This is a genomic window from Aeromonas sp. S13(2024) (assembly GCF_041402405.1).
GTDB lineage: Bacteria > Pseudomonadota > Gammaproteobacteria > Enterobacterales > Aeromonadaceae > Aeromonas > Aeromonas veronii.
Genome location: NZ_JBGLRA010000004.1, coordinates 186,046 through 205,639, shown reverse-complemented (window position 1 = coordinate 205,639; position 19,594 = coordinate 186,046). Strand labels below are relative to the sequence as shown.

The 19,594-nt window shown below is 57.3% G+C and carries 21 protein-coding genes; 10 read left to right on the top strand and 11 right to left on the bottom strand.

Going from position 1 to position 19,594, the window contains the following annotated elements:
* The first annotated feature begins 1 nt into the window (after window position 1).
* Window positions 2-541: a DUF3833 domain-containing protein gene (locus tag ACB042_RS08490; protein ID WP_371178227.1), complete on the top strand. Its 540-nt coding sequence runs from the start codon at window positions 2-4 to the stop codon at window positions 539-541.
* Window positions 542-614: 73 nt separating this feature from the next.
* Here ACB042_RS08490 and nqrM read toward each other — a convergent pair whose 3' ends face one another.
* The 9 genes from nqrM to ACB042_RS08445 all read right to left on the bottom strand — a co-directional run bounded on the left by nqrM (window position 615) and on the right by ACB042_RS08445 (window position 8,474).
* On the bottom strand, window positions 615-839 hold the full coding sequence (gene nqrM, locus ACB042_RS08485) for a (Na+)-NQR maturation NqrM (RefSeq protein WP_005338668.1): 225 nt from the start codon (window positions 837-839) through the stop codon (window positions 615-617).
* Window positions 840-848: 9 nt separating this feature from the next.
* On the bottom strand, window positions 849-1,886 hold the full coding sequence (locus tag ACB042_RS08480; protein WP_106842349.1) for an FAD:protein FMN transferase: 1,038 nt from the start codon (window positions 1,884-1,886) through the stop codon (window positions 849-851).
* A gap of 3 nt (window positions 1,887-1,889) precedes the next feature.
* Window positions 1,890-3,113 (bottom strand): NADH:ubiquinone reductase (Na(+)-transporting) subunit F, encoded by a 1,224-nt coding sequence (gene nqrF, locus ACB042_RS08475; RefSeq protein WP_005338656.1) that lies wholly within the window; start codon window positions 3,111-3,113, stop codon window positions 1,890-1,892.
* A gap of 32 nt (window positions 3,114-3,145) precedes the next feature.
* Window positions 3,146-3,742, bottom strand: coding sequence for an NADH:ubiquinone reductase (Na(+)-transporting) subunit E (gene nqrE, locus ACB042_RS08470; RefSeq protein ID WP_005338645.1), 597 nt, complete (start codon window positions 3,740-3,742; stop codon window positions 3,146-3,148).
* A 3-nt stretch (window positions 3,743-3,745) separates the two neighbouring features.
* Window positions 3,746-4,378 (bottom strand): NADH:ubiquinone reductase (Na(+)-transporting) subunit D, encoded by a 633-nt coding sequence (locus ACB042_RS08465; RefSeq protein ID WP_005338644.1) that lies wholly within the window; start codon window positions 4,376-4,378, stop codon window positions 3,746-3,748.
* Complete coding sequence (locus ACB042_RS08460) at window positions 4,371-5,159, bottom strand: Na(+)-translocating NADH-quinone reductase subunit C (RefSeq protein WP_005338643.1); 789 nt, start codon at window positions 5,157-5,159, stop codon at window positions 4,371-4,373. Before ACB042_RS08460 ends, ACB042_RS08465 begins: the two co-directional genes overlap by 8 nt.
* Complete coding sequence (locus ACB042_RS08455; RefSeq protein ID WP_005338642.1) at window positions 5,149-6,378, bottom strand: NADH:ubiquinone reductase (Na(+)-transporting) subunit B; 1,230 nt, start codon at window positions 6,376-6,378, stop codon at window positions 5,149-5,151. Before ACB042_RS08455 ends, ACB042_RS08460 begins: the two co-directional genes overlap by 11 nt.
* 3 nt (window positions 6,379-6,381) lie before the next feature.
* Window positions 6,382-7,725, bottom strand: a complete 1,344-nt coding sequence (locus ACB042_RS08450; RefSeq protein ID WP_371178226.1) for a Na(+)-translocating NADH-quinone reductase subunit A — start codon at window positions 7,723-7,725, stop codon at window positions 6,382-6,384.
* A 434-nt stretch (window positions 7,726-8,159) separates the two neighbouring features.
* Window positions 8,160-8,474, bottom strand: coding sequence for a BolA family protein (locus ACB042_RS08445; protein ID WP_371178225.1), 315 nt, complete (start codon window positions 8,472-8,474; stop codon window positions 8,160-8,162).
* Window positions 8,475-8,678: 204 nt separating this feature from the next.
* On the opposite strand from ACB042_RS08445, the gene ACB042_RS08440 reads away from it, so the two are divergent.
* From ACB042_RS08440 to ACB042_RS08420, 5 genes are all read left to right on the top strand, one after another.
* A complete protein-coding gene (locus ACB042_RS08440; protein WP_371178224.1) occupies window positions 8,679-9,812 on the top strand; it encodes a methyltransferase in 1,134 nt (377 codons plus the stop codon).
* 17 nt (window positions 9,813-9,829) lie between these two features.
* Window positions 9,830-10,414, top strand: a complete 585-nt coding sequence (locus tag ACB042_RS08435; protein WP_005349692.1) for a YajG family lipoprotein — start codon at window positions 9,830-9,832, stop codon at window positions 10,412-10,414.
* Window positions 10,415-10,416: 2 nt separating this feature from the next.
* On the top strand, window positions 10,417-11,004 hold the full coding sequence (locus ACB042_RS08430) for a peptidylprolyl isomerase (protein WP_042053243.1): 588 nt from the start codon (window positions 10,417-10,419) through the stop codon (window positions 11,002-11,004).
* A 173-nt stretch (window positions 11,005-11,177) separates the two neighbouring features.
* Entirely contained in the window at window positions 11,178-12,557 is a 1,380-nt protein-coding gene (locus ACB042_RS08425; protein ID WP_371178223.1) for an MFS transporter, read from the top strand.
* A 156-nt stretch (window positions 12,558-12,713) separates the two neighbouring features.
* Window positions 12,714-13,520 (top strand): outer membrane protein OmpK, encoded by an 807-nt coding sequence (locus tag ACB042_RS08420; RefSeq protein WP_005349699.1) that lies wholly within the window; start codon window positions 12,714-12,716, stop codon window positions 13,518-13,520.
* Window positions 13,521-13,626: 106 nt separating this feature from the next.
* Here the strand turns inward: ACB042_RS08420 and ACB042_RS08415 are convergent, their stop codons facing one another.
* A complete protein-coding gene (locus ACB042_RS08415; protein ID WP_005338634.1) occupies window positions 13,627-14,109 on the bottom strand; it encodes a YajQ family cyclic di-GMP-binding protein in 483 nt (160 codons plus the stop codon).
* A gap of 200 nt (window positions 14,110-14,309) precedes the next feature.
* Here ACB042_RS08415 and ACB042_RS08410 point away from each other — a divergent pair, with 200 nt between their 5' ends.
* Both ACB042_RS08410 and ACB042_RS08405 read left to right on the top strand, forming a co-directional pair.
* The gene (locus ACB042_RS08410; protein WP_103251868.1) at window positions 14,310-15,263 is read left to right on the top strand and encodes a ketopantoate reductase family protein; all 954 of its coding nucleotides are present in this window, start codon (window positions 14,310-14,312) and stop codon (window positions 15,261-15,263) included.
* Between the two features lie 37 nt (window positions 15,264-15,300).
* Entirely contained in the window at window positions 15,301-15,861 is a 561-nt protein-coding gene (locus tag ACB042_RS08405; RefSeq protein ID WP_371178222.1) for a DJ-1 family glyoxalase III, read from the top strand.
* A 111-nt stretch (window positions 15,862-15,972) separates the two neighbouring features.
* On the opposite strand, the gene ACB042_RS08400 is transcribed toward ACB042_RS08405, so the two are convergent.
* Complete coding sequence (locus tag ACB042_RS08400) at window positions 15,973-16,179, bottom strand: hypothetical protein (protein WP_005338629.1); 207 nt, start codon at window positions 16,177-16,179, stop codon at window positions 15,973-15,975.
* 131 nt (window positions 16,180-16,310) lie between these two features.
* On the opposite strand from ACB042_RS08400, the gene dinB reads away from it, so the two are divergent.
* Complete coding sequence (gene dinB / locus ACB042_RS08395; protein ID WP_323929767.1) at window positions 16,311-17,366, top strand: DNA polymerase IV; 1,056 nt, start codon at window positions 16,311-16,313, stop codon at window positions 17,364-17,366.
* A 66-nt stretch (window positions 17,367-17,432) separates the two neighbouring features.
* Window positions 17,433-19,574 (top strand): methyl-accepting chemotaxis protein, encoded by a 2,142-nt coding sequence (locus ACB042_RS08390; RefSeq protein ID WP_371178221.1) that lies wholly within the window; start codon window positions 17,433-17,435, stop codon window positions 19,572-19,574.
* The last annotated feature ends 20 nt before the right edge of the window (window positions 19,575-19,594 follow it).

Sequence of the window (19,594 nt, the reverse complement as noted above, 5' to 3'; positions counted from 1 at the left end):
GATGTCTTTCTATCGTGCATACCGCTGGTTGCTGTTGCTCCCCTTTTTGCTGCTGAGCGGCTGTGGTGCCAGTCTCGATGACTATCGTGGGCAGGGGCCAAACTGGGATCTCGCCCGTTTCTTCAACGGCAAACTGGTGGCTCACGGCTTGGTAACCGACCGCAGCGGCGAAGTGACCAGTCGCTTTCGGGTCGAGATGGTGGGTCGTTGGAAGGATGGCAAGGGAGAGCTGTTCGAGCAGTTCTACTTTGATGATGGCCGTCAGCAGACCCGTACCTGGTATCTGAGCAAGGGCGATGATGGTCACTGGCGCGGTACAGCTTCCGATGTGGTGGAAGAGGCGGTGGGTAAAAGCGAAGGGTTCGCCCTCAACTGGCGTTATCAGCTCGATCTGGCGCTACCGGATGGCGAGGTTGTGCGGGTGAGCTTCGATGACTGGATGTACCTGCTGGACGAAGATCGTCTGATCAATCGTGCCGAGATCAGCAAGTTCGGTATCCATCTGGGTGAAGTGATCCTCTATATCGAACGTCAGCCCTGACCGTTAACGCAAGATAACGGCCAGTAAAAAGCGCGCCGATGGCGCGCTTTTGTTTACCGAAAAACCAGAGTCATCAGATGATGCGGTTCTCTTCCAGCATCTTGCGACGGGCCTCTTCCTTGGCCATCTTCTTCTTGCGGTTGTCGCAGGGTTCCGGGCAATCGCACTCTTTCTCGATGCCGACGCTACCCAGACCGCCACAGGAGCCGGAGATGGTTTTCTTCTGGAAGATATAACCGATAGCCATGGCGGCTATCACCAGCATGAATACCCCGAAGGTGATCAGAAAAATCTGCATCTCTACCTCTTACTTCTTGACCAGATAGGGCTTGAAGGCATCGGAGTAAGCCTCTTCAAAGCCGTTGTCCGTCTTGGTGACCACGAAGATCGCCAGGCCGCGCTCGTTGGCATAGGCCAGGCTTTTCTCGGTCCCCATCACCATAAACACGGTGGCCAACCCGTCTGCGGTCATGCAGGAGGGGTGGATCACGGTGACCGATACCAGACGGTGCTGGATCGGCTTGCCGCTGCGCGGATCTATGGTGTGGGAGAAGCGCTGACCATCCAGTTCATAGTAGTTGCGGTAATCGCCGGAGGTGGCCACCCCGTTGTCACCGGGCACGATCACCTCTTGCACCGTGCCGGTACCTGCGGTGGGCTTCTCGATGGCCACGCGCCAGGGGTGACCCTTGCCGTTGACGCCATTGATCCGCAGCTCGCCGCCAATCTCCACCAGATAGTTACGCGCACCCAGTGACTCCAGATACTCGGCTACCTTGTCCACACCAAAGCCCTTGGCGATGGCAGAGAGATCGACGTAGAGATCCGGAATATCTTTTTGCAGGGTATCGGCATCCACCGAGGTGATGACGTGCAGGTTGCCCAGACCGGTCTTCTGGCGAGTCTGGGTGATCAGCTCGTCGGAAGGGACCTTGGTCGGCTTCTTGTCCGGGCCAAAGCCCCACAGATTGACCAAGGGGCCAACGGTGACGTCCAGCGCCCCCTGGCTCTCACGGCCAATGTGAATGGCCTCTGTCACGACCCGTGCGGTATCGCGGGAGACCACTACCGGTTTGTTGTCACGGCTCTGGTTGAAGCGCGACAGCTCGGAATCGGGGCGATAGGTCGACATCTGATCGTTGACCCGCTCCAGCAAGACATCCACCTCAGCTTGAAGCTTGGCCGGATCGCTGATGGCGCTGTCCGCCACCTTGATGGAGTAGTAAGTGCCCATGGTGCTGCCGGTGATGTGGATCTCCGGTTTGGATTGGACCGTCTCCTGACCGCACCCAGTCAAGAAAAAGGCTAGCCCGAAGGCTAGCCAGGTCTTTACAACACTGTGCATGGATTAACCACCAAAGTCATCCAACAGGATGTTTTCGTCTTCAACGCCCAAGTCTTTGAGCATGTTGATGACGGCAGCGTTCATCACCGGAGGTCCACACATGTAGAACTCGCAATCTTCCGGTGCTTCGTGGTTCTTGAGATAGTTCTCGTAGAGCACGTTGTGGATGAAGCCGGTGTAGCCGTCCCAGTTGTCTTCCGGTTGCGGATCAGACAGCGCGACGTTCCAGGTGAAGTTCTCGTTCTCGGCGGCGAGCATGTCAAAGTCTTCGACATAGAACATTTCGCGCTTGGAACGGGCACCGTACCAGAAGCTCATCTTGCGCTTGGACTTCAGGCGACGCAGCTGGTCGAAGATATGGGAACGCATCGGTGCCATACCCGCACCACCACCGATGAATACCATTTCGGCATCGGTGTCTTTGGCGAAGAACTCACCGAACGGACCGGAGATAGTCACCTTGTCGCCAGCCTTCAGGCTGAAGATGTAGGAGGACATCTGTCCCGGAGGGGCAGTCCAGTTGCTCGGGGGCGGGGTCGCGATACGCACGTTCAGCATGATGATGCCGAACTCTTCCGGATAGTTGGCCATGGAGTAGGCACGGATGATTGGCTCATCGACCTTGGACTCCAGCTCAAAGATCTTGAAGCGATCCCAGTCACCGCGATACTCCTCGGGAATATCGAAGTTCTTGTAGTGCACGTGGTGAGCCGGGGCTTCAATCTGGATATAACCACCGGCGCGGAACGGCACGCTCTCGCCATCGGGGATCTGCAGCTTGAGTTCCTTGATGAAGGTGGCCTTGTTATCGTTGGAGATAACAGTACATTCCCACTTCTTCACCCCGAAGATCTCTTCCGGCAGTTCGATATCCATGTCGGAGCGAACGGTAACCTGACAGGCCAGACGCTCGCCATGACGGGCTTCGCCCTTGCTGATGTGATCCAGTTCGGTCGGCAGAATGTCGCCACCACCGGATTTCACCCGTACCTTGCACTGGCCGCAGGAGCCACCGCCGCCACAGGCGGAGGAGACAAAGATACCGCTGCCAGCCAGCACGCCGAGCAGCTTGCCACCGGCCGGGCTGGTCACAGCCTTGGCCGGGTCACCATTGATGCTGATTGTCACGTCGCCCGCGGTCACCAGCTTGGACTTGGCGAACAGAATGACTGCCACCAGTGCCAGCAGGATCACGGTAAACATGACCACACCCAAAATAATTTCCATCTATCGTTCCTTTCTGATTGCAGGAAAGCCGATTACAGGGAGATACCAGAGAAGGACATGAAGCCCAGCGCCATCAGACCGGCGGTGATGAAGGTGATGCCCAGACCGCGCAGGCCTTCCGGAACATCGGAATACTTCATCTTCTCGCGGATACCAGCCAGCGCAACGATCGCCAGCATCCAGCCTGCCCCTGAACCCACACCGTAGACCACAGACTCCATGAAGTTGTAGTCACGCTGCACCATGAAGGAGACGCCACCGAAGATGGCGCAGTTCACGGTGATGAGCGGCAGGAAGATACCCAGCGCGTTGTAGAGTGCCGGGAAGTACTTGTCCAGCGCCATCTCCAGGATCTGTACCAGTGCTGCAATCACACCGATGAAGGTGATGAAGCTCAGGAAGCTCAGATCCAGACCGGATACCAGAGCGCCATCTTTAAGCACGTAGTTGTAGATCAGGTTGTTGGCAGGAACCGCGATGGTCTGCACCACAATAACGGCAATACCCAGACCCATGGAGGTCTTTACCTTCTTGGACACCGCCAGGAAGGTACACATCCCCAGGAAGAAGGAGAGTGCCAGGTTTTCGATGAAGATCGATTTAATCAACAGACTCAGATAGTGTTCCATACCTTAATCCTTCGCCTCCACCTGCTTGGGATCCTTGGTGCGCACGCCCCAAATGATCAGACCAATGATGAAGAATGCACTCGGCGGCAGCAGCAGCAGGCCGTTGGGTACGTACCAGCCACCGTTATTCACCAGCGGCAGCAGCTCGATGCCGAACCAGGTGCCGGAGCCCAGCAGTTCACGCACGGTCGCGACGCTCAGCAGAATGGCACCATAGCCCAGACCGTTGCCGATACCATCCAGGAAGGAGGGCAGCGGGGCACTCTTCATGGCGTACGCTTCGGCGCGGCCCATTACGATACAGTTGGTGATGATCAGACCCACAAAGACCGACAGTTGCTTGGAGATGTCATAGGCGTACGCCTTGAGCACCTGGTCAACCACGATAACCAGTGAGGCGATGATCGCCATCTGCACGATGATCCGGACGCTGTTCGGGATCTGGTTGCGGATCAGGGAGATGAACAGGTTTGAGAAGGCGGTGACCGCCATGACCGCGAGGGTCATTACAAACGCAGTTTTCATCTGGCTGGTAACCGCCAGTGCAGAACAGACACCCAGCACCTGCAAGGCGATGGGGTTGTTGCCCAGCACAGGCGTCAACAGCAACTTCTTCATTTCGCTCTTGTCAGCCATTGTTGATTTCTCCTGCACGAACCTTGGCCAGGAAAGGACCAAAGCCCTTGGGACCCATCCAGAAGTCGAAGGTATGCTGTACGCCGTTACCGGTCAGAGTGGCACCGGAGAGACCATCGATCTCGTGCTCGGAACCCGCCGGAGCATGGCCCTTGATGACGCGCAGCGCCGGCATGCCATTCTGGTCGAACAGTTTCTTGTCCTTGAACAGCGCCTGCCAGGCCGGGTTTTCGATCTCGCCACCCAGACCCGGGGTTTCACCGTGGTCATAGTAGGTGATGCCCTTGATGGTCTGGCCATCAGCGGCAACGGCGACGAAGGCATACATGGTCGACCACAGACCCTGACCGTAGATGGGCAGGATGATGCTGTCGATCTTGCCTTCGGCATCCTTGGCGAAGAATACCGGGATCTGCTTGGAGATCTGACGCAGGCTGGCCTTGTCGTCAGCGGCGGCAAGACGGATGCTGCGGGCCGGATCTTTGGCTGCCTGTTTGGTGTCGAAGTTGTCGGCATCGCCGTCAACAAAGTCACCGGTCGCCAGATCCACCAGACGCGCTTCGATCTTCTCGCCATACAGTTTGGCCAGGTCGCGCTTGGCCACTTCGCTTACATCCACACCGGCTACGGCGAGAATGTTGCTCTGCTTGTCCAGCGCCTTGTTTTCCTGCTGGGTGGAACGCAGGCCCACAGCGGCAACGGATACCACGATGGAACAGGCCAGACAGAGGCCGGTGACCACGCTGACGGTGCCGAGGGTTGAATCTTTATTAAACGCCACGAGCAATCCTCCGCTTGATGTTTGCCTGAGCGACGAAGTGGTCAAACAGGGGAGCAAACAGGTTCGCAAACAGAATGGCCAGCATCATGCCTTCCGGGAACGCAGGGTTGACCACGCGAACCAGCACGACCATTACGCCGATCAGGGCGCCATACCACCACTTGCCTTTGTTGGTAAAGGCGGCGGAGACAGGGTCGGTCGCCATGAAGGCCATACCGAAGGCGAAGCCACCCAGTACCAGATGCCAGTGCCACGGCATGTTGAACATGGGGTTGGTATCGGAACCGATGACGTTGAACAGCAGGGAGGTGGCGATCATACCGATCATCACGCCGGCGATGATACGCCAGGAGGCGATGCGCATGTAGACGATCATGGCGGCACCCAGCAGGATCATCAGGGTAGAGACTTCACCGATGGAACCCGGCAGGTTACCCAGGAAAGCGTCCATCCAGCTGATAGCTTGGCCGGTTGCACCGTTGATCAGCGCCATCTGGCCGCCTTGGGCCCACTGGCTCAGGGCCGTCGCGCCGGAGAAGCCGTCAACGGCAACCCATACGGCGTCACCGGAGATCTGGCCCGGGTAGGCGAAGAACAGGAACGCACGACCAGCCAGCGCCGGGTTCAGGAAGTTCTTGCCGGTACCACCGAACACCTCTTTGGCCATCACCACACCGAAGGTGATACCCAGTGCAGCTTGCCACAGGGGCAGCTCGGGCGGCACGATCAGGGCAAACAGGATGGAGGTTACGAAGAAGCCTTCGTTGATCTCGTGTTTGCGCACCATGGCGAACAGCACTTCCCAGAAACCACCGACAAAGAAGACGGTGATATAGATTGGGAAGAAGTGGGTGGCGCCAATCAGCATCTTGCTGCCGATACCGGCAACAGCCGGATCGAGGGAGGCGCCCAGCATGGTAGCCAAGGCATATTGCCAGCTGCTGGCACCAGCAGCCGAGCCCATGTGGGCAATGGCGGCAATCGCCTGGTTACCAACGTTGTACATGCCCCAGAACATGGCCGGGAACACGGCCAGCCACACCATGATCATCATGCGCTTCAGATCGAGCGCATCACGAACGTGGGAGGCGTTGCGGGTAACGCTACCCGGGGTGTAGAACAGGGTGTACGCCGCTTCGAACAGGGCATAGTACTTGGCGTACTTTCCACCCGGTTCGAAGTGGTGTTCCATATTTTCAAGAAGTTGCTTGAAACTCATCGCTTAACCTTCCAGTTCAATCTTGGTCAGGCACTCACGCAAGATCGGGCCGTACTCTGTCTTGCCGGGGCAGACAAAGGTACAGAGCGCCAAATCTTCCTCATCCAGCTCCAGGCAGCCCAGTGCTTGCGCACCGTCGGTATCGCCGGAGACCATGTCCCGCAGCAGCAGGGTCGGCAGGATGTCGAGTGGCATCACCCGCTCATAGTTGCCGATAGGCACCATGGAACGGTCACTACCGTTGGTAGTGGTGGTGAAGTTGATAAGCCGGCCCTTCATCAGATGAGAGAGGGTGGTACGGGTGATAGAGAACTTGTTGGCGCTGGGGTTGATCCAGCCCAGGAACTCTTTATCGCGACCTTCACCCAGCACGCAAACCTGATTGTGGTAGCGGCCCAGGTAGTCGTGAACACCTTCGGCTTTGGCACCACTCAGGATAGAACCGGAGATGATACGGTTTTCGTCGGCACGCAGCTCATTGTTGGTGAGCTGGCTGATGCAGGCGCCCAGACGGGTACGCAGCAGACGCGGCTTGAGCACGTTCGGGCCAGCCAGCGCGATCACCTTGTCAGTGAAGATCTGACCGGTGGTGAACAGCTTGCCGAATGCGATCACATCCTGATAGTTGATGTGCCACTGCACCTTGGTGCTGCTGACCGGATCCAGGAAGTGGATATGGGTACCCGGCAGACCGGCAGGGTGCGGACCAACGAAGATCTCTTCCTTGACCTGAGCCAGCGGAGAGTGGGGCAGACTGCCTTCGCCTTTACAGACGTAGACGGCGCCGTCGGTCAGGCGGGTCAATACGGCCAGACCATCGAGGAAGGCCTGCGGCTGTTCCTTGATAATCAGCTCGGCATCGGCTGCCAGCGGGTTGGTGTCCATTGCAGTCACAAAGATGGCGCGCGGGGCAGACGCTACCGCGGGGACTTTGCTGAACGGACGGGTACGCAACGCAGTCCACTGACCTGAGGCGACTAGGATCTCTTGCACCTTGCTGCGCTCGAGCTTGGCCAGCTCGGCAGAGGCAAAATGCTCAAACGTCACCTGTTCATCGGAACCGTCGAGGTCGATGACCACAGACTGGAGAACACGTTTGGCACCACGGTTGATCTCTGAAACCACACCGGTGGCAGGAGCTGTGAATTTAACGCCCGGATTCTTCTTGTCTTCAAAAAGATCCTGACCTTTGATGACGCGATCACCTACTTTGACGAACATAGTAGGTCGCATCCCCACAAACTCCTCGCCCAGTGTCGCAACACGGGTGATGGCGGGGCCATCGTAGATTACTTGCTCTGGCGCACCCAGCACGGGGATGTCCAGTCCTCTTTTGATTGTAATCATACTTACTTGCACTACCGTTACGGGAGAGGTTGGTTAGCGCCGAGAAATACATCACGACGGGTGGTTGAATGAGTCGATGTTGTGGTTGTGCCAGGTGGGCAGGCTCAACAATTATTCAACATGCAGGCTCACTCAAAAGCGCTTGAGTTTACCACTTAAGGTGCATTTTCTGCCATGCCAAATGGGCAAAATCCCCGTGCCATCACAAAATTAACCTGCAATGAATAAGCCCCTGACACCTTGTAAGTAGTGGTTTTAAAGGTTTTTTTATTTCGATACCTCGATGGGGGTATTTGCCGTTGTCTCCACTATCAGCAAAAAGCCTTGATGCCGAAATATACCCCCTTGGATGTAGCCTTTTCGGGGCCAATGGGGGAAATATGTTTAATTTTTGTTGGCAGGTTCTCGAGGGGAATCCTGTGGTACAACCGGTTTCAGGAGAGTGACGGTTTGCCAACGCAGCTCGGGGTGCGCGGGGCGTGGCCTTTTTCCTGCCACTCGGTCTCTGTGTAGGTATGCAGTGCCAGTGCATGAACGACACCGGCCAGCTCGTCGGCCAGCACCGAATTGACCTGACGATGACGGGCCAGCAGCCGCTGCCCTGCAAATTGCTCGCTGACGATCACCACCTTGAAGTGGCTCTCAGATCCCGGTTCCACACGGTGCATGTGGCTCTCGTTGATCACCTCCAGCACGGTGGGGGAGAGGGCGGCGGTCAGCTTGGCTTCAATCAGTTGTTGGATGGTCATCGGATCGGCTTCCAGAGTGAATGTCGGGCCATTCTATCGGCAGTCGCGGGATGGAATAAGCCCCCGTAAGAGGGAAATCACCCGTCAGTTGCCCCCTTGATGCGCATCGAACTGGTGAAATTCCTGCTCCTCGCTAGAATAGCGCCACTTTGCGTCGCCCCTGGCGCCTGTATACACGAATCAAGCCGAGGTTGGACTCTTCCTATGCAAACCCTTCTCGACACTCCCCATTGCCAGCTCACGCTCTACCGCTATCCGCGCCAGAGTCAGGAGACCCTGCAAGCCTGGGATGCGGCTGACGAATACCTGATCAACACCCTGGCGGAGTCTCCTCTCGAGCAGGCGGGCCCCGTCATCATCATGAATGACGGTTTTGGCGCGCTCGCCGCCTATCTGCATCCGCACTCCCCCTGCTGCGTCACCGACTCCTACATCAGTGAACGGGCGACCCTGGCCAATCTGGCCGAAAACGGACTGGATGCGGGTGGTATCCGCTTGCAGGATGCGCTGGCGCCGCTGCCCGATGCCCCTGCGCTGGTGGTGATCAAGGTCTCCAAATATCAGGCACTGCTGGAGCAGCAACTGCTGGTGCTGCGGGAGGTGGTGACACCGGCAACCCGCGTTATCGCTGCCGGCAAGGCGAAGGATATTCATACCTCCACCCTCAAGTTGTTCGAGAAGTATCTGGGGCCTACCCGTACCTCGCTGGCCTGGAAGAAGGCGCGCCTCATTCACTGCGAGCCGCAGGCAGAACGTCCCGAGCTGGCCAACCCCTTCCCGACTGTCTGGCCGCTGGAGGGGAGTGGCATGCTCATCCACAACCATGCCAACGTCTTCTCGCGCACCAGTCTCGATATTGGTGCCCGCTTTATGCTGGACAACCTGCCCATCCACAGTGCCCGCAAGGTGATCGATCTGGGCTGTGGCAACGGGGTGCTGGGTCTGTCGCTGCTCGCCAAAGACAGCGAGGTGGAGGTGACCTTTATCGATGAATCCTATATGGCGGTCGCCTCGGCACAGCTCAACGTCGAGCACAATCTGCCCAATGCACTGCCGCGCGCCCACTTTATGGTCAATAACTGTCTCGACGGGGTGGCGGTCGGCTCGGCGGATCGGATCCTCTGCAACCCTCCTTTCCATCAGCTGCAGGCGATCACCGATCATATCGCCTGGCAGATGTTCAGCGATGCGCACCGGGTGTTGCCTCAAGGGGGTGAACTCTGGATAGTAGGCAACCGTCATCTGGACTATCACAACAAACTCAAGCGCTTGTTTGCCAACGCACAAGTCGTTGCGTCGAACAGCAAATTCGTTATTTTGAAAGCCATCAAACGCTAAAGCCAAAGGAAACCATGATGAAAAAGTCACTCTTGCTGCTGGCCGCCCTGATGCTGGGCGGGTGTGCCACTCATTGGCCGGAGACAGCGCTGCTCAATCCGCAGGTGATCCCCGCCAACCAGCAATACTACTCTGGCAATCGCATCACCATGGAAGGGGTAGACAAGCGTGAGGCTGCCTACGTCTTCTCCATCAAACATAAAGAGAAAGCGCCCGTGTTGGTCAACAGCGAGCGTCCGCTCAACCTGCTGATGGCCGAGCGGCTGGCCGAAGGTCTGCGCAGCCAGGGTCTGGAAGTGGGCAACAGTGGCACCACCAACCTGACGCTGGTGATCTCCAACGCCGCAGTCAATGTGGAAGAGAAGACTTTTACCTATGTCACCAAGTCCCGCGTCAGCCTGCAGGTGATCGCCGATTTTCAGGGCAACCGTCTGACCAAGCAGTTCAACATGTCCTCCAGCAAGGAGAGCCCGAGCGAGCCAAGCATGGCCGATCTGGAGTCTACACTGAACCTGCAACTGGGTAGCGTGCTGCAGCAGATCATGGCGGATGATGCGCTGCGCGGTTACCTGAAAGGTCAACCGAACGGTGCAGGGGTCTGATGATGAAAAAACTCTGGTTGCTGGCCATGCTGATCGCCCCGCTGGCGTTCGCTGGCCCGAAAGTCAGAATGGAGACCAACCACGGTAATATCGTGGTGGAGCTGGCGTCCAAGCAGGCGCCCCAGACGGTGAAGAACTTCCTGCGCTACGTGGCTGATGGCAGCTATGACGGCAGCATCTTCCACCGGGTGATCCAGGATTTCGTGGTGCAGGGTGGGGGCTACAACCAGCAGTTCCAGCAATTGCCGACTTATGAGCCTGTAGTCAACGAGTCGCGTGGCGGTCTGCCCAACAAGCGTGGATCCATCGCTATGGCTCGCACCCAGGCGGTCGACAGCGCTACTCGCCAGTTCTACTTCAATCTGGTCGACAACAATAACCTCAACGCCGGTGGCTCTGCGGGTTATACCGTGTTCGGTCAGGTGGTTCAGGGGATGGAGGTGCTGGACAAGCTTGCTCAGGTACAGACAGGTTACAGCCCCATTTTGCGCGCCAATGATGTGCCGACCAGTCCCATCATTCTGAAGAAGGTGGTCTTGCTGGCAGAAACTCCGGCAGACAAGAAAGTCGACAAGAAAGCGGGCAAGTAACTCTCGCCGGACGCGGTTCGTCACCTCGTCCTCGTCAGGCCACAATACAAGGCTCATCCCGTTCGGGATGGGCCTTTTCTCTGGCCAGGCTTCTTTTGCCTATCTCTTTGCTCGCCTTGGCTATCTGCCATCAACCTGCCAAAATGACGCACTTTTCCAAAGTCGTCAGGTAGTTGAACATGATCCGCAAACCAAGCTGGAGAGAGTCCCTCGCCGTCTATCTCGAATTTCGGGTGTTTATTCTCTTTGCCATGGGGTTTTCATCGGGTCTGCCGCTGCTGCTGGTGTTCGGTACCCTCTCATTCTGGTTGCGCGAGGCCGATGTCAGCCTGACCGATATCGGCTATATGAGCTGGGTGGCGCTCGCCTATGGCTTTAAATGGCTGTGGTCGCCGCTGGTGGATCGCATGCCGCTGCCGTTGCTCTCCACGCTGCTGGGGCGTCGCCGCAGCTGGATGTTCTTCTCCCAGTTGCTGATCGCCGTCGCGCTGGTCGGCATGGCGTTCTGTGATCCCAAGACCGAGCTGGTCCAGCTGGCGATGTTTGCCCTGCTGGTGGCCTTTGCCTCGGCGACTCAGGATATCGTTATCGACGCCTATCGCATCGAATCCGCCCCCGAGCGGCTGCAGGCGGCGATGGCGGCCTCCTACATGACCGGTTACCGGCTGGCGATGATCATGGCGGGCGCCGGTGCGCTGGCGCTGGCAGCCTGGTTTGGCAGCAATAGTGGCTATGACTATCGTGGCTGGCAGATTACCTATCTGGTGATGGCGGGTCTGATGTCACTCGGGGTTATCACCACGCTGTTTTGCCACGAGCCGAAAATTGATACCGCTGAACAAAATACAGAGCAAGTTATCTATAAAATGTCCTTGTTATCACGTGGGCATAATCTGTTTATTGCGTCTCTTCTAAGCTGGTGCCATGTGGCAGTTTGGTGTCCATTTGCCGACTTCTTTCGCCGCTATGGCAGCTCGGCGCTGCTGATCCTGGCTCTGATCGCCTGCTATCGGGTTGCCGATGTGGTGATGGGGGTGATGTCCAACAGCTTCTATGTGGATATGCAGTTCAGCAAGACCGAGGTTGCCACCATTACCAAGGTGTTTGGCGTCATCATGACGCTGGTGGGCGCTGCGCTGGGGGGCGTGCTGGTGATGCGCTTCGGCACGCTGCGCATCCTGTTCTTGGGGGCGCTGCTCACCGCCAGCACCAACCTGTTGTTTGCCCTGCTCAATCAGGTTGGTCACAACCTGGAACTGCTGACGCTGATCATCTCGCTGGATAACCTCAGTGCCGGTATCGCGACCGCAGCCTTCGTGACCTATCTCTCCAGCCTGACCAATGTGGCATTTTCGGCCACTCAGTACGCCCTGTTCAGCTCGGTAATGTTGCTGCTACCCAAGTTGCTTGCCGGTTTTTCCGGGCAGGTTGTGGAGCAGATTGGCTACAGTGCCTTCTTTGTCGGAACCAGTTTACTGGGCTTGCCCGTGTTGTTGTTGATTGTGCTTGTCGCCAGAAAAGGGAGTGAGTTGCTCTCAACGGCTGACAAATAGCAAGCGTTTGCGTAGAATCGGGGGTGATTAGATTCACACTTCCGGATAAAGTTCCCGAGAAGTTGTTTCACCCCCAATTTTATTTGATTAGAATCCCTCTCGCTCCTTGTGGGCAGGCTACGGAAAACCTCAACTAACGCACAAGAGACCAATAAAATGGCCAAATTTACCAAGACTCTGATCGCTGCCGGTCTGCTGGCTGCTGCCGCTACCCCGGCCTTCGCTGCTGACTACAGCGGTGATATCCACAAGAATGACTACAAGTGGATGCAGTTCAATATCATGCACACCATCGATCAGAAGCCCCATGGTCCGGATGGTTACAACGATACTTATTTTGAGATGGAGTTTGGTGGTCGTTCAGGCATTTTTGACCTGTATGGTTACGTCGATTACTTCGATATTTTTGACTCCAAGCACAGCGACAAGCACAAGCAAGAAAACCTCTTCATGAAGTTTGCTCCGCGTGTATCTCTGGATGCATTGACTGGCCAAGACCTCTCTTTTGGTCCGGTGCAAGAAGTTTACGTTGCCACCCTGTTTAACATCGGTGGTGTACAAGGCCTGAATGATGCATTTGTAGGTCTGGGTGCTGACGTTATGGTGCCGTGGTTTGGCAAAGTTGGTATGAACCTGTACAAGCGTCATGCTAACGAAACCTTCAGTGGTCAAGGCGAAGGCTGGAACGGCCAACAGTTCTCCATGAACTGGTTCAAACCTTTCTATACCTTCTCCAATGGCAGCTTCGTCTCTTACCAAGGTTATCTGGATTACACCTGGGGCATGAAAGAAACCAGTCATTCTGATGGTCTGGGAACCTTCCACGGTATCTACTGGCATTCCGACCGTTATGCCGTTGGCTACGGTCTGAAGTACTTCAACGAAATCTACGGTATCGACAACTCTGACGCGTTCAAGTCTACCGGTTTCGGCCACTACTTCTCTGTTACCTACAAGTTCTAATAAACTTGGGGTACAAAAAACCGGAGCAGCTGCTCCGGTTTTTTTATGGCCGCGATTTAGATAGCGTAGCGCGAGTCATCAAGTGCGCCACGGCTGAGTGGATAAATCAGTCGCGGAAGTTCTGGAACTGCATCGGTTGACCCAGTTCGGCGCCACGGACCAGTGCCATGGTCTCTTGCAGATCGTCACGCTTCTTGCCGGTGACACGTACTTCATCACCCTGGATGGCGACCTGTACCTTGATCTTGGAGTCCTTGATCAGCTTGACCAGCTTCTTGGCGATCTCTTTCTCGATCCCCTGCTTGAATTTTACGGTCAGGTGGAAGCGTTTGCCGGAGTGAACTGAGTCACCCACTTCCATGGAGCTGTTTTCGATGTTGCGCTTGAGCAGGGCACCGCGCAGGATTTCGACCATCTGCTTGAGCTGGAAATCGGCATCGGCTTCCAGTTTTACCTCTTCCTTGTTCAACTCGAAGCTGGCTTCTACCCCACGAAAATCGAAACGGGTGGCCAGTTCACGATTGGCGTTGTCGACTGCGTTCAACACCTCGTTCATTTTGACTTCAGAGACAATATCGAATGACGGCATAGCCGGAGCTCCTCATGTTGCGTTATCGGGGGGCAAATCTACCAGAAAACGGGCAAATTTGCTGATTTTGATGGGGTTGCTCTGCTAGAATCCCCTGCGCACAGGACGGGTGGACCCGTTAGTGTCCACCAGCGACATCTTCACTTATCCCCGGTAACAGGTTGAGAGGATTGCAACCCTTACCCTGACAGAGTCACACCATGCCAAGCGGATTAAAAAATTCCCGACAGCCCGTTATTCCACCCGTTACTCCGAAGTGGTCACTGTTGGGTTGTGGCGCCCTCGGCGGCGTTTTTGCCTCCCTGCTGACCCAGAGTGGTCAATCCACCCGTGTCTTGTTGCGCGAACATCATAAGTCCACGCTCCATCCGGGGATCGATTTCACCTCGCTGGAGGGGCATGTCCAGCTGCTCAATATCGAGCGCGGATTTGTCAGCAAACCCGGCAAGATCCAGCGTCTGCTGGTGATGACCAAGGCCAGTCAGGTGATTGCCGCACTGACGCCGCTGGTGGGTAAGTTGGATGCCGGCGTGCCGATCGTGCTGCTGCACAACGGGATGGGCATTGCCGAGCAGGTGGTCGAGATGTTCCCGCACAATCCGGTGATTGCCGGTGTCACCAGTCATGGTGCCATGCAGTGCGGCCATTTTGTCTTCCGTCATACTGGCAAGGGGGAAACCTGGCTTGGCCCGATCAACGATGCCGCCAAGGCCCATGCCGCGCTCGCGGACGAGCTGGCGCTGGCACTGGGTCAGGCTGGTTGGGATGAACAGGTATTGACGCGCCAGTGGCAAAAGCTGGCCATCAACTGTGCCATCAATCCCCTGACGGCCCTCTACAAGCTGAAAAATGGCGAACTGGCAGGCCCCCGTTTTGCCGATGCCCTGCAGCAGATCTGCGTGGAAGTGGCGGATGTGATGTGCGCCGAAGGAGTTGCGACCACGGCAGAGGAGTTGCAACGCCGGGTGATGACAGTGGTGGAGCTGACCGCAGACAATTACTCCTCCATGCATCAGGATATGGAGCTGGGACGCGAGACCGAGATTGAGGCCATCACCGGCTTCCTGTTGGCCAAGGCTGCCCGGCATGGCATTGCCGTACCGGTCAATCAGGGTCTCTATCAGGCGATTAAAGAGAAGAGTCAGGCCGTCTGATCTTTTATATGGCAGAGCAAGCTGCAAGGAGGCGAACGTGAGTGTACTGGTGCTGGTGGCCCCCGGGTCGGAAGAGATAGAGACGGTTGCGATTGTCGATACCATGGTGCGCGCCAGCATCGAGGTGGTGCTGGCCTCTTGCTGCCCTGCCGGATCCCAGCAGGTAAAAGCGTCGCGCGGGGTACAGCTGGTGGCCGATTGTCATATCGACGAGCTGACCCGTCGGGACTTTGAAGCCATCGTGGTACCCGGTGGTCTGCCCGGCAGCGAAGTGATCCGCGATACCCCGCTGGCCATCGATCTGCTCAAAGAGCAGGCCGCTCTTGGCCGCTGGCGCGCTGCCATCTGCGCCGCCCCTGTGGTGGTGTTGCAACATCACGCGCTGCTGGATGGTGCCATCGTCACCTGTCATCCCGGCTTTCAGTCCCGACTGCCGACATCGCAGCTGTCACATGAGCGGGTCGTCAGGGATGAGGCTCATCGCCTTATCACCAGTCAGGGGCCGGGCAGTGCCATCGAGTTTGCCCTTGAACTGGTCCGGGTGCTGCGTGGGGATGAGGTGGCGGCCACTGTCGCTGGCCCTATGGTGCTGCCTTGAGCGTACTCTGCTGCAGAATCCAGCTGGTCATGCTTTGAAAAATGGGCCCCGGTCATCTTGATCGGGGCCCGTTTGTTATCTGCCGTTGTCGGTCACGCCATCTTGTCCGGCTCAGTAGTCGTACTGTGAGCACTGTTTTTTGTTGTACTCAGTTTTCCAGCGTGCCAATTCTTGCTCTGTGCCGAGCTTGTCCCCTTTCTTGATAGCCTGTTCCAGTATCTCAATCCGGTCGTACAGCCAGCGGCACTCTGCCGTCGGGTTGTTCTTGCCGATGCCGGTCAACGGCAGCAAACAGAGTCCCAACCAAAGATATTTCATCCCGAACGCTCCTTGTCATTGTGGTAGTAAAGGTCTCCTTGGAGTCTACTATTTTAGCCGCAACGAGAGAGATAGAGCTGCGATTATCCTTGGGGTAAGATGGTGCCATGTCTGTTTATTTATACAGTGGTATGCGCAAGATCATCCATATCGACATGGACTGCTTTTTTGCCGCGGTGGAGATGCGGGACAATCCGGCGTTGCGGGAGGTGCCGCTCGCCATCGGTGGGGCCTCCGAGCGGCGCGGCGTCATCTCGACCTGCAACTATGTGGCGCGCCGGTTCGGGGTGCGCTCCGCCATGCCGAGCGCCCTGGCGAAAAAACTCTGCCCGCCGTTGGTACTGATCCCTGGGCGAATGGCGGTGTACAAGGATATCTCCCGTCAGCTCAGAGGCATTTTCCTCCGCTATACCGATCAGGTTGAACCACTGTCGCTGGACGAGGCTTACCTCGACGTGACCCACAGCCGCTGTTGTGGCGGCAGCGCCACCCTGATGGCGCAAGAGATCCGGCAAGCCATCGTCACCGAACTGGGATTGACCGCCTCGGCCGGAGTGGCCCCCAACAAGTTTCTCGCCAAGCTCGCCTCGGAGCAGCGCAAACCCGATGGTCTGTTTGTCATTCGTCCCGACGAAGTGGCCGAATTTGTCTGCCTGTTGCCCCTCGGAAAACTGCCCGGGGTGGGGCGCAAGACTGCCGAGCGGCTGGAGGCGCAGGGGCTTTACACCTGTGAGGATGCGCGGGCCTTGTCGGCACAAGAGCTGTGCAGCCGTTTTGGCAAGCTGGGGGAGATGTTGACGACCCGGATCTGGGGGCTGGATGAACAGCCGGTGCAGGCGCACCGGCTCCGCAAAACCATCGGGGTGGAGACCACCCTGGCGAGCGATGTTTGTGACGAAGCCGCCTGCCTGACGGTATTGCAGCAACTGTTGCCGGAGCTTGAGCGGCGATTTCAGCTGGCGTGCCCTGCCGAGCAGGTGATGGGGCAGGGGATTAAACTCAAGTTTGCCGATTTCCACCAGACTACCGTCTATCGCAGTCAGGGTGGCTATCAGCCAGCCTTGTTCGTTCCCCTGCTCAAAGAGGGGCTACAGCGGGCGCAAGGGCGTTCGGTTCGCCTGCTGGGCTTGGTGGTGGGTTTGCCAAAAGAGGGTGAAGTTAATCAACTCTCGCTGGATTTGCTGTGAGAGAGTTAAGTTTTTGTTTATAAAGTCGATAATCTATCCATATCTGTATGACGTAGGAATATTGGCATGAGCGCTCTTTCTGTCCAGGGTCGGATTACCCTGATCGCCGGTTGCTGTCTGTTGGTGACAGCCGCCGCTCTGGTTGCCTCTTCGATTTACAACGCGAACAAGATGCAACAGCAGGTGCGCCAAGCCACCATGCATGAGGCGCAGCAGTCTGCCGAGAACTGGATGAAGGCGATGGGCTCGGAGCAGGCGGCCAAGGTGACCAGCTATCTCGATGAGGCCTATTTCCGCGCCAGTTTGCTGGCGGAGAGCGTGTTGTTCCAGCGCAAGAATGCGGCCGAGAACTTTGTCCATTCGGAGGCGCTGCGCAGCGCCGTCAATCAGCAACTGCACGATGCCGTTGCCTCATCGACCAATCTGCTTGGTGTCTATGCGGTGTTCGAGCCTGACCAGCTGGATGGGGAAGACAGCAACTATCAGGGCTCAACGGCGCTGGGTTCCAACGACAAGGGGCGCTTTTCCAGTTACTGGGCCTACGACAACGGCAAGATAGAGCCGGAAGTGCAGAATGAGGATGTACTGGCCGATGAGAGCCCGACCGAGGCTGGTGGCATCGAAAACGAGTGGTATCGCTGCAGCATTCGCACACGTGCCCTCTGCCTGCTGGAGCCCTATCTGGACGATGTGGGCGATAAACAGATATTGATGACCTCGGTGACAGTCCCGCTGCTGGAGCAGGAGACCTTGCTGGGGATGGTCGGGGTCGATATCTCGCTGGCCACCTTGCAGAGTCTGGTCAGTATCATGGACAAGGAGCTCTATGAGGGCAAGGGCAGAATCTTGCTGGTCAGTCACGAGGGGCGCGTGGCGGGAGCCGATGAGTTCGATGTGACCATGGGACGCGGGCTGGATCAGAAGTATCAGGGGCTGGCCAGCGAGCTGAAAGGCTGGCTCAGTCAGGGTCAGGAGCTGACTCGCTGGAGCAGCGATGGCTCCCTGTTGCAGACTTTTGTCCCGGTATCCATGCGTGGCACCGACCGTAAATGGGGCATCTACATTGAATTGCCACGGGCCGTAGTACTGGCCTCGGCCCAGCAACTGCAAGATGAGCTGGCCAGTGAGGCCAATCGCAGCGTGGTCTCGCAACTGTCGATCGGGGTGCTGATCTCGCTGGTGGCCCTGAGTTTTATCTGGTTGATGGCGCGCCAGATTGTGGCGCCCATCCGCGCCGTGGTTGCCCGCCTCAAGGATATCGCCAGTGGTGAGGGGGATTTGACCCAGCGTATCGAGATCCAGCGGCAAGACGAGATCGGCGAACTGGCCAAGTGGTTCAACAGCTTCCTCAACAAGTTGCAATCCACCATCAGTCAGGTGATTGATACCGTCTCCGGTACGCGCAACAGTGCCGAGCGAGCCGCGCAGGTGGCCGAGCGCACCAGCAGCGGCATGCAGGCCCAGTATCAGGAGATCGATCTGGTGGCAACGGCATTTGAAGAGCTGAGCGCCACGGCGTTGCAGGTCTCCGGTAATGCCGGCTCGGCGGTGGCAGCCGCCAACACCACTGATGCCGCGGCGCAAGAGGGCAAATATGTCGTTGCCGACACCCAGGAGGCGATGCGCAAGCTGATGACCATCATCAACGATGCCCAGCCGGTGGTGGAGCGACTCTCCGCCAACAGCGACAACATCAATGACATCCTCATCGTGATCCAGGGGATTGCCGAGCAAACCAACTTGCTGGCGCTGAATGCGGCTATTGAAGCGGCGCGGGCTGGTGAGCAGGGCCGTGGCTTTGCCGTGGTGGCCGATGAGGTGCGCAATCTGGCGGGTCGCACCCAGAATGCCATCGTCGAGATCCAGACCCTGATCAGCCAACTGCAATCCGGTACCGGCGCCGTGGTCAAGGCGATCCGCGATGGTCACGAACAGGCTGACGAGACGCTCGCCAAGGTGGATCTCTCGGTGCAGGTGCTGGAGCAGATTATCCAGTCGGTCTCCACCATCCATCAGATGAACGAGCAGATTGCCCGGGCGGCGCAGGAGCAGAGCCGGGTGGCGGACGAGATCAACCGCAACGTCAGCAACATTCGTGATGTGAGCCACACCATCCGGGCCGAGGCGGCGACCTCCGCCGAAAATGGTCGCGAGCTCTCTGCGCTGGCGGATAAACAGCAGCAGCTGGTGGGGCAGTTCAAGGTATAGAAGGGATGAAAAAAGGCGCC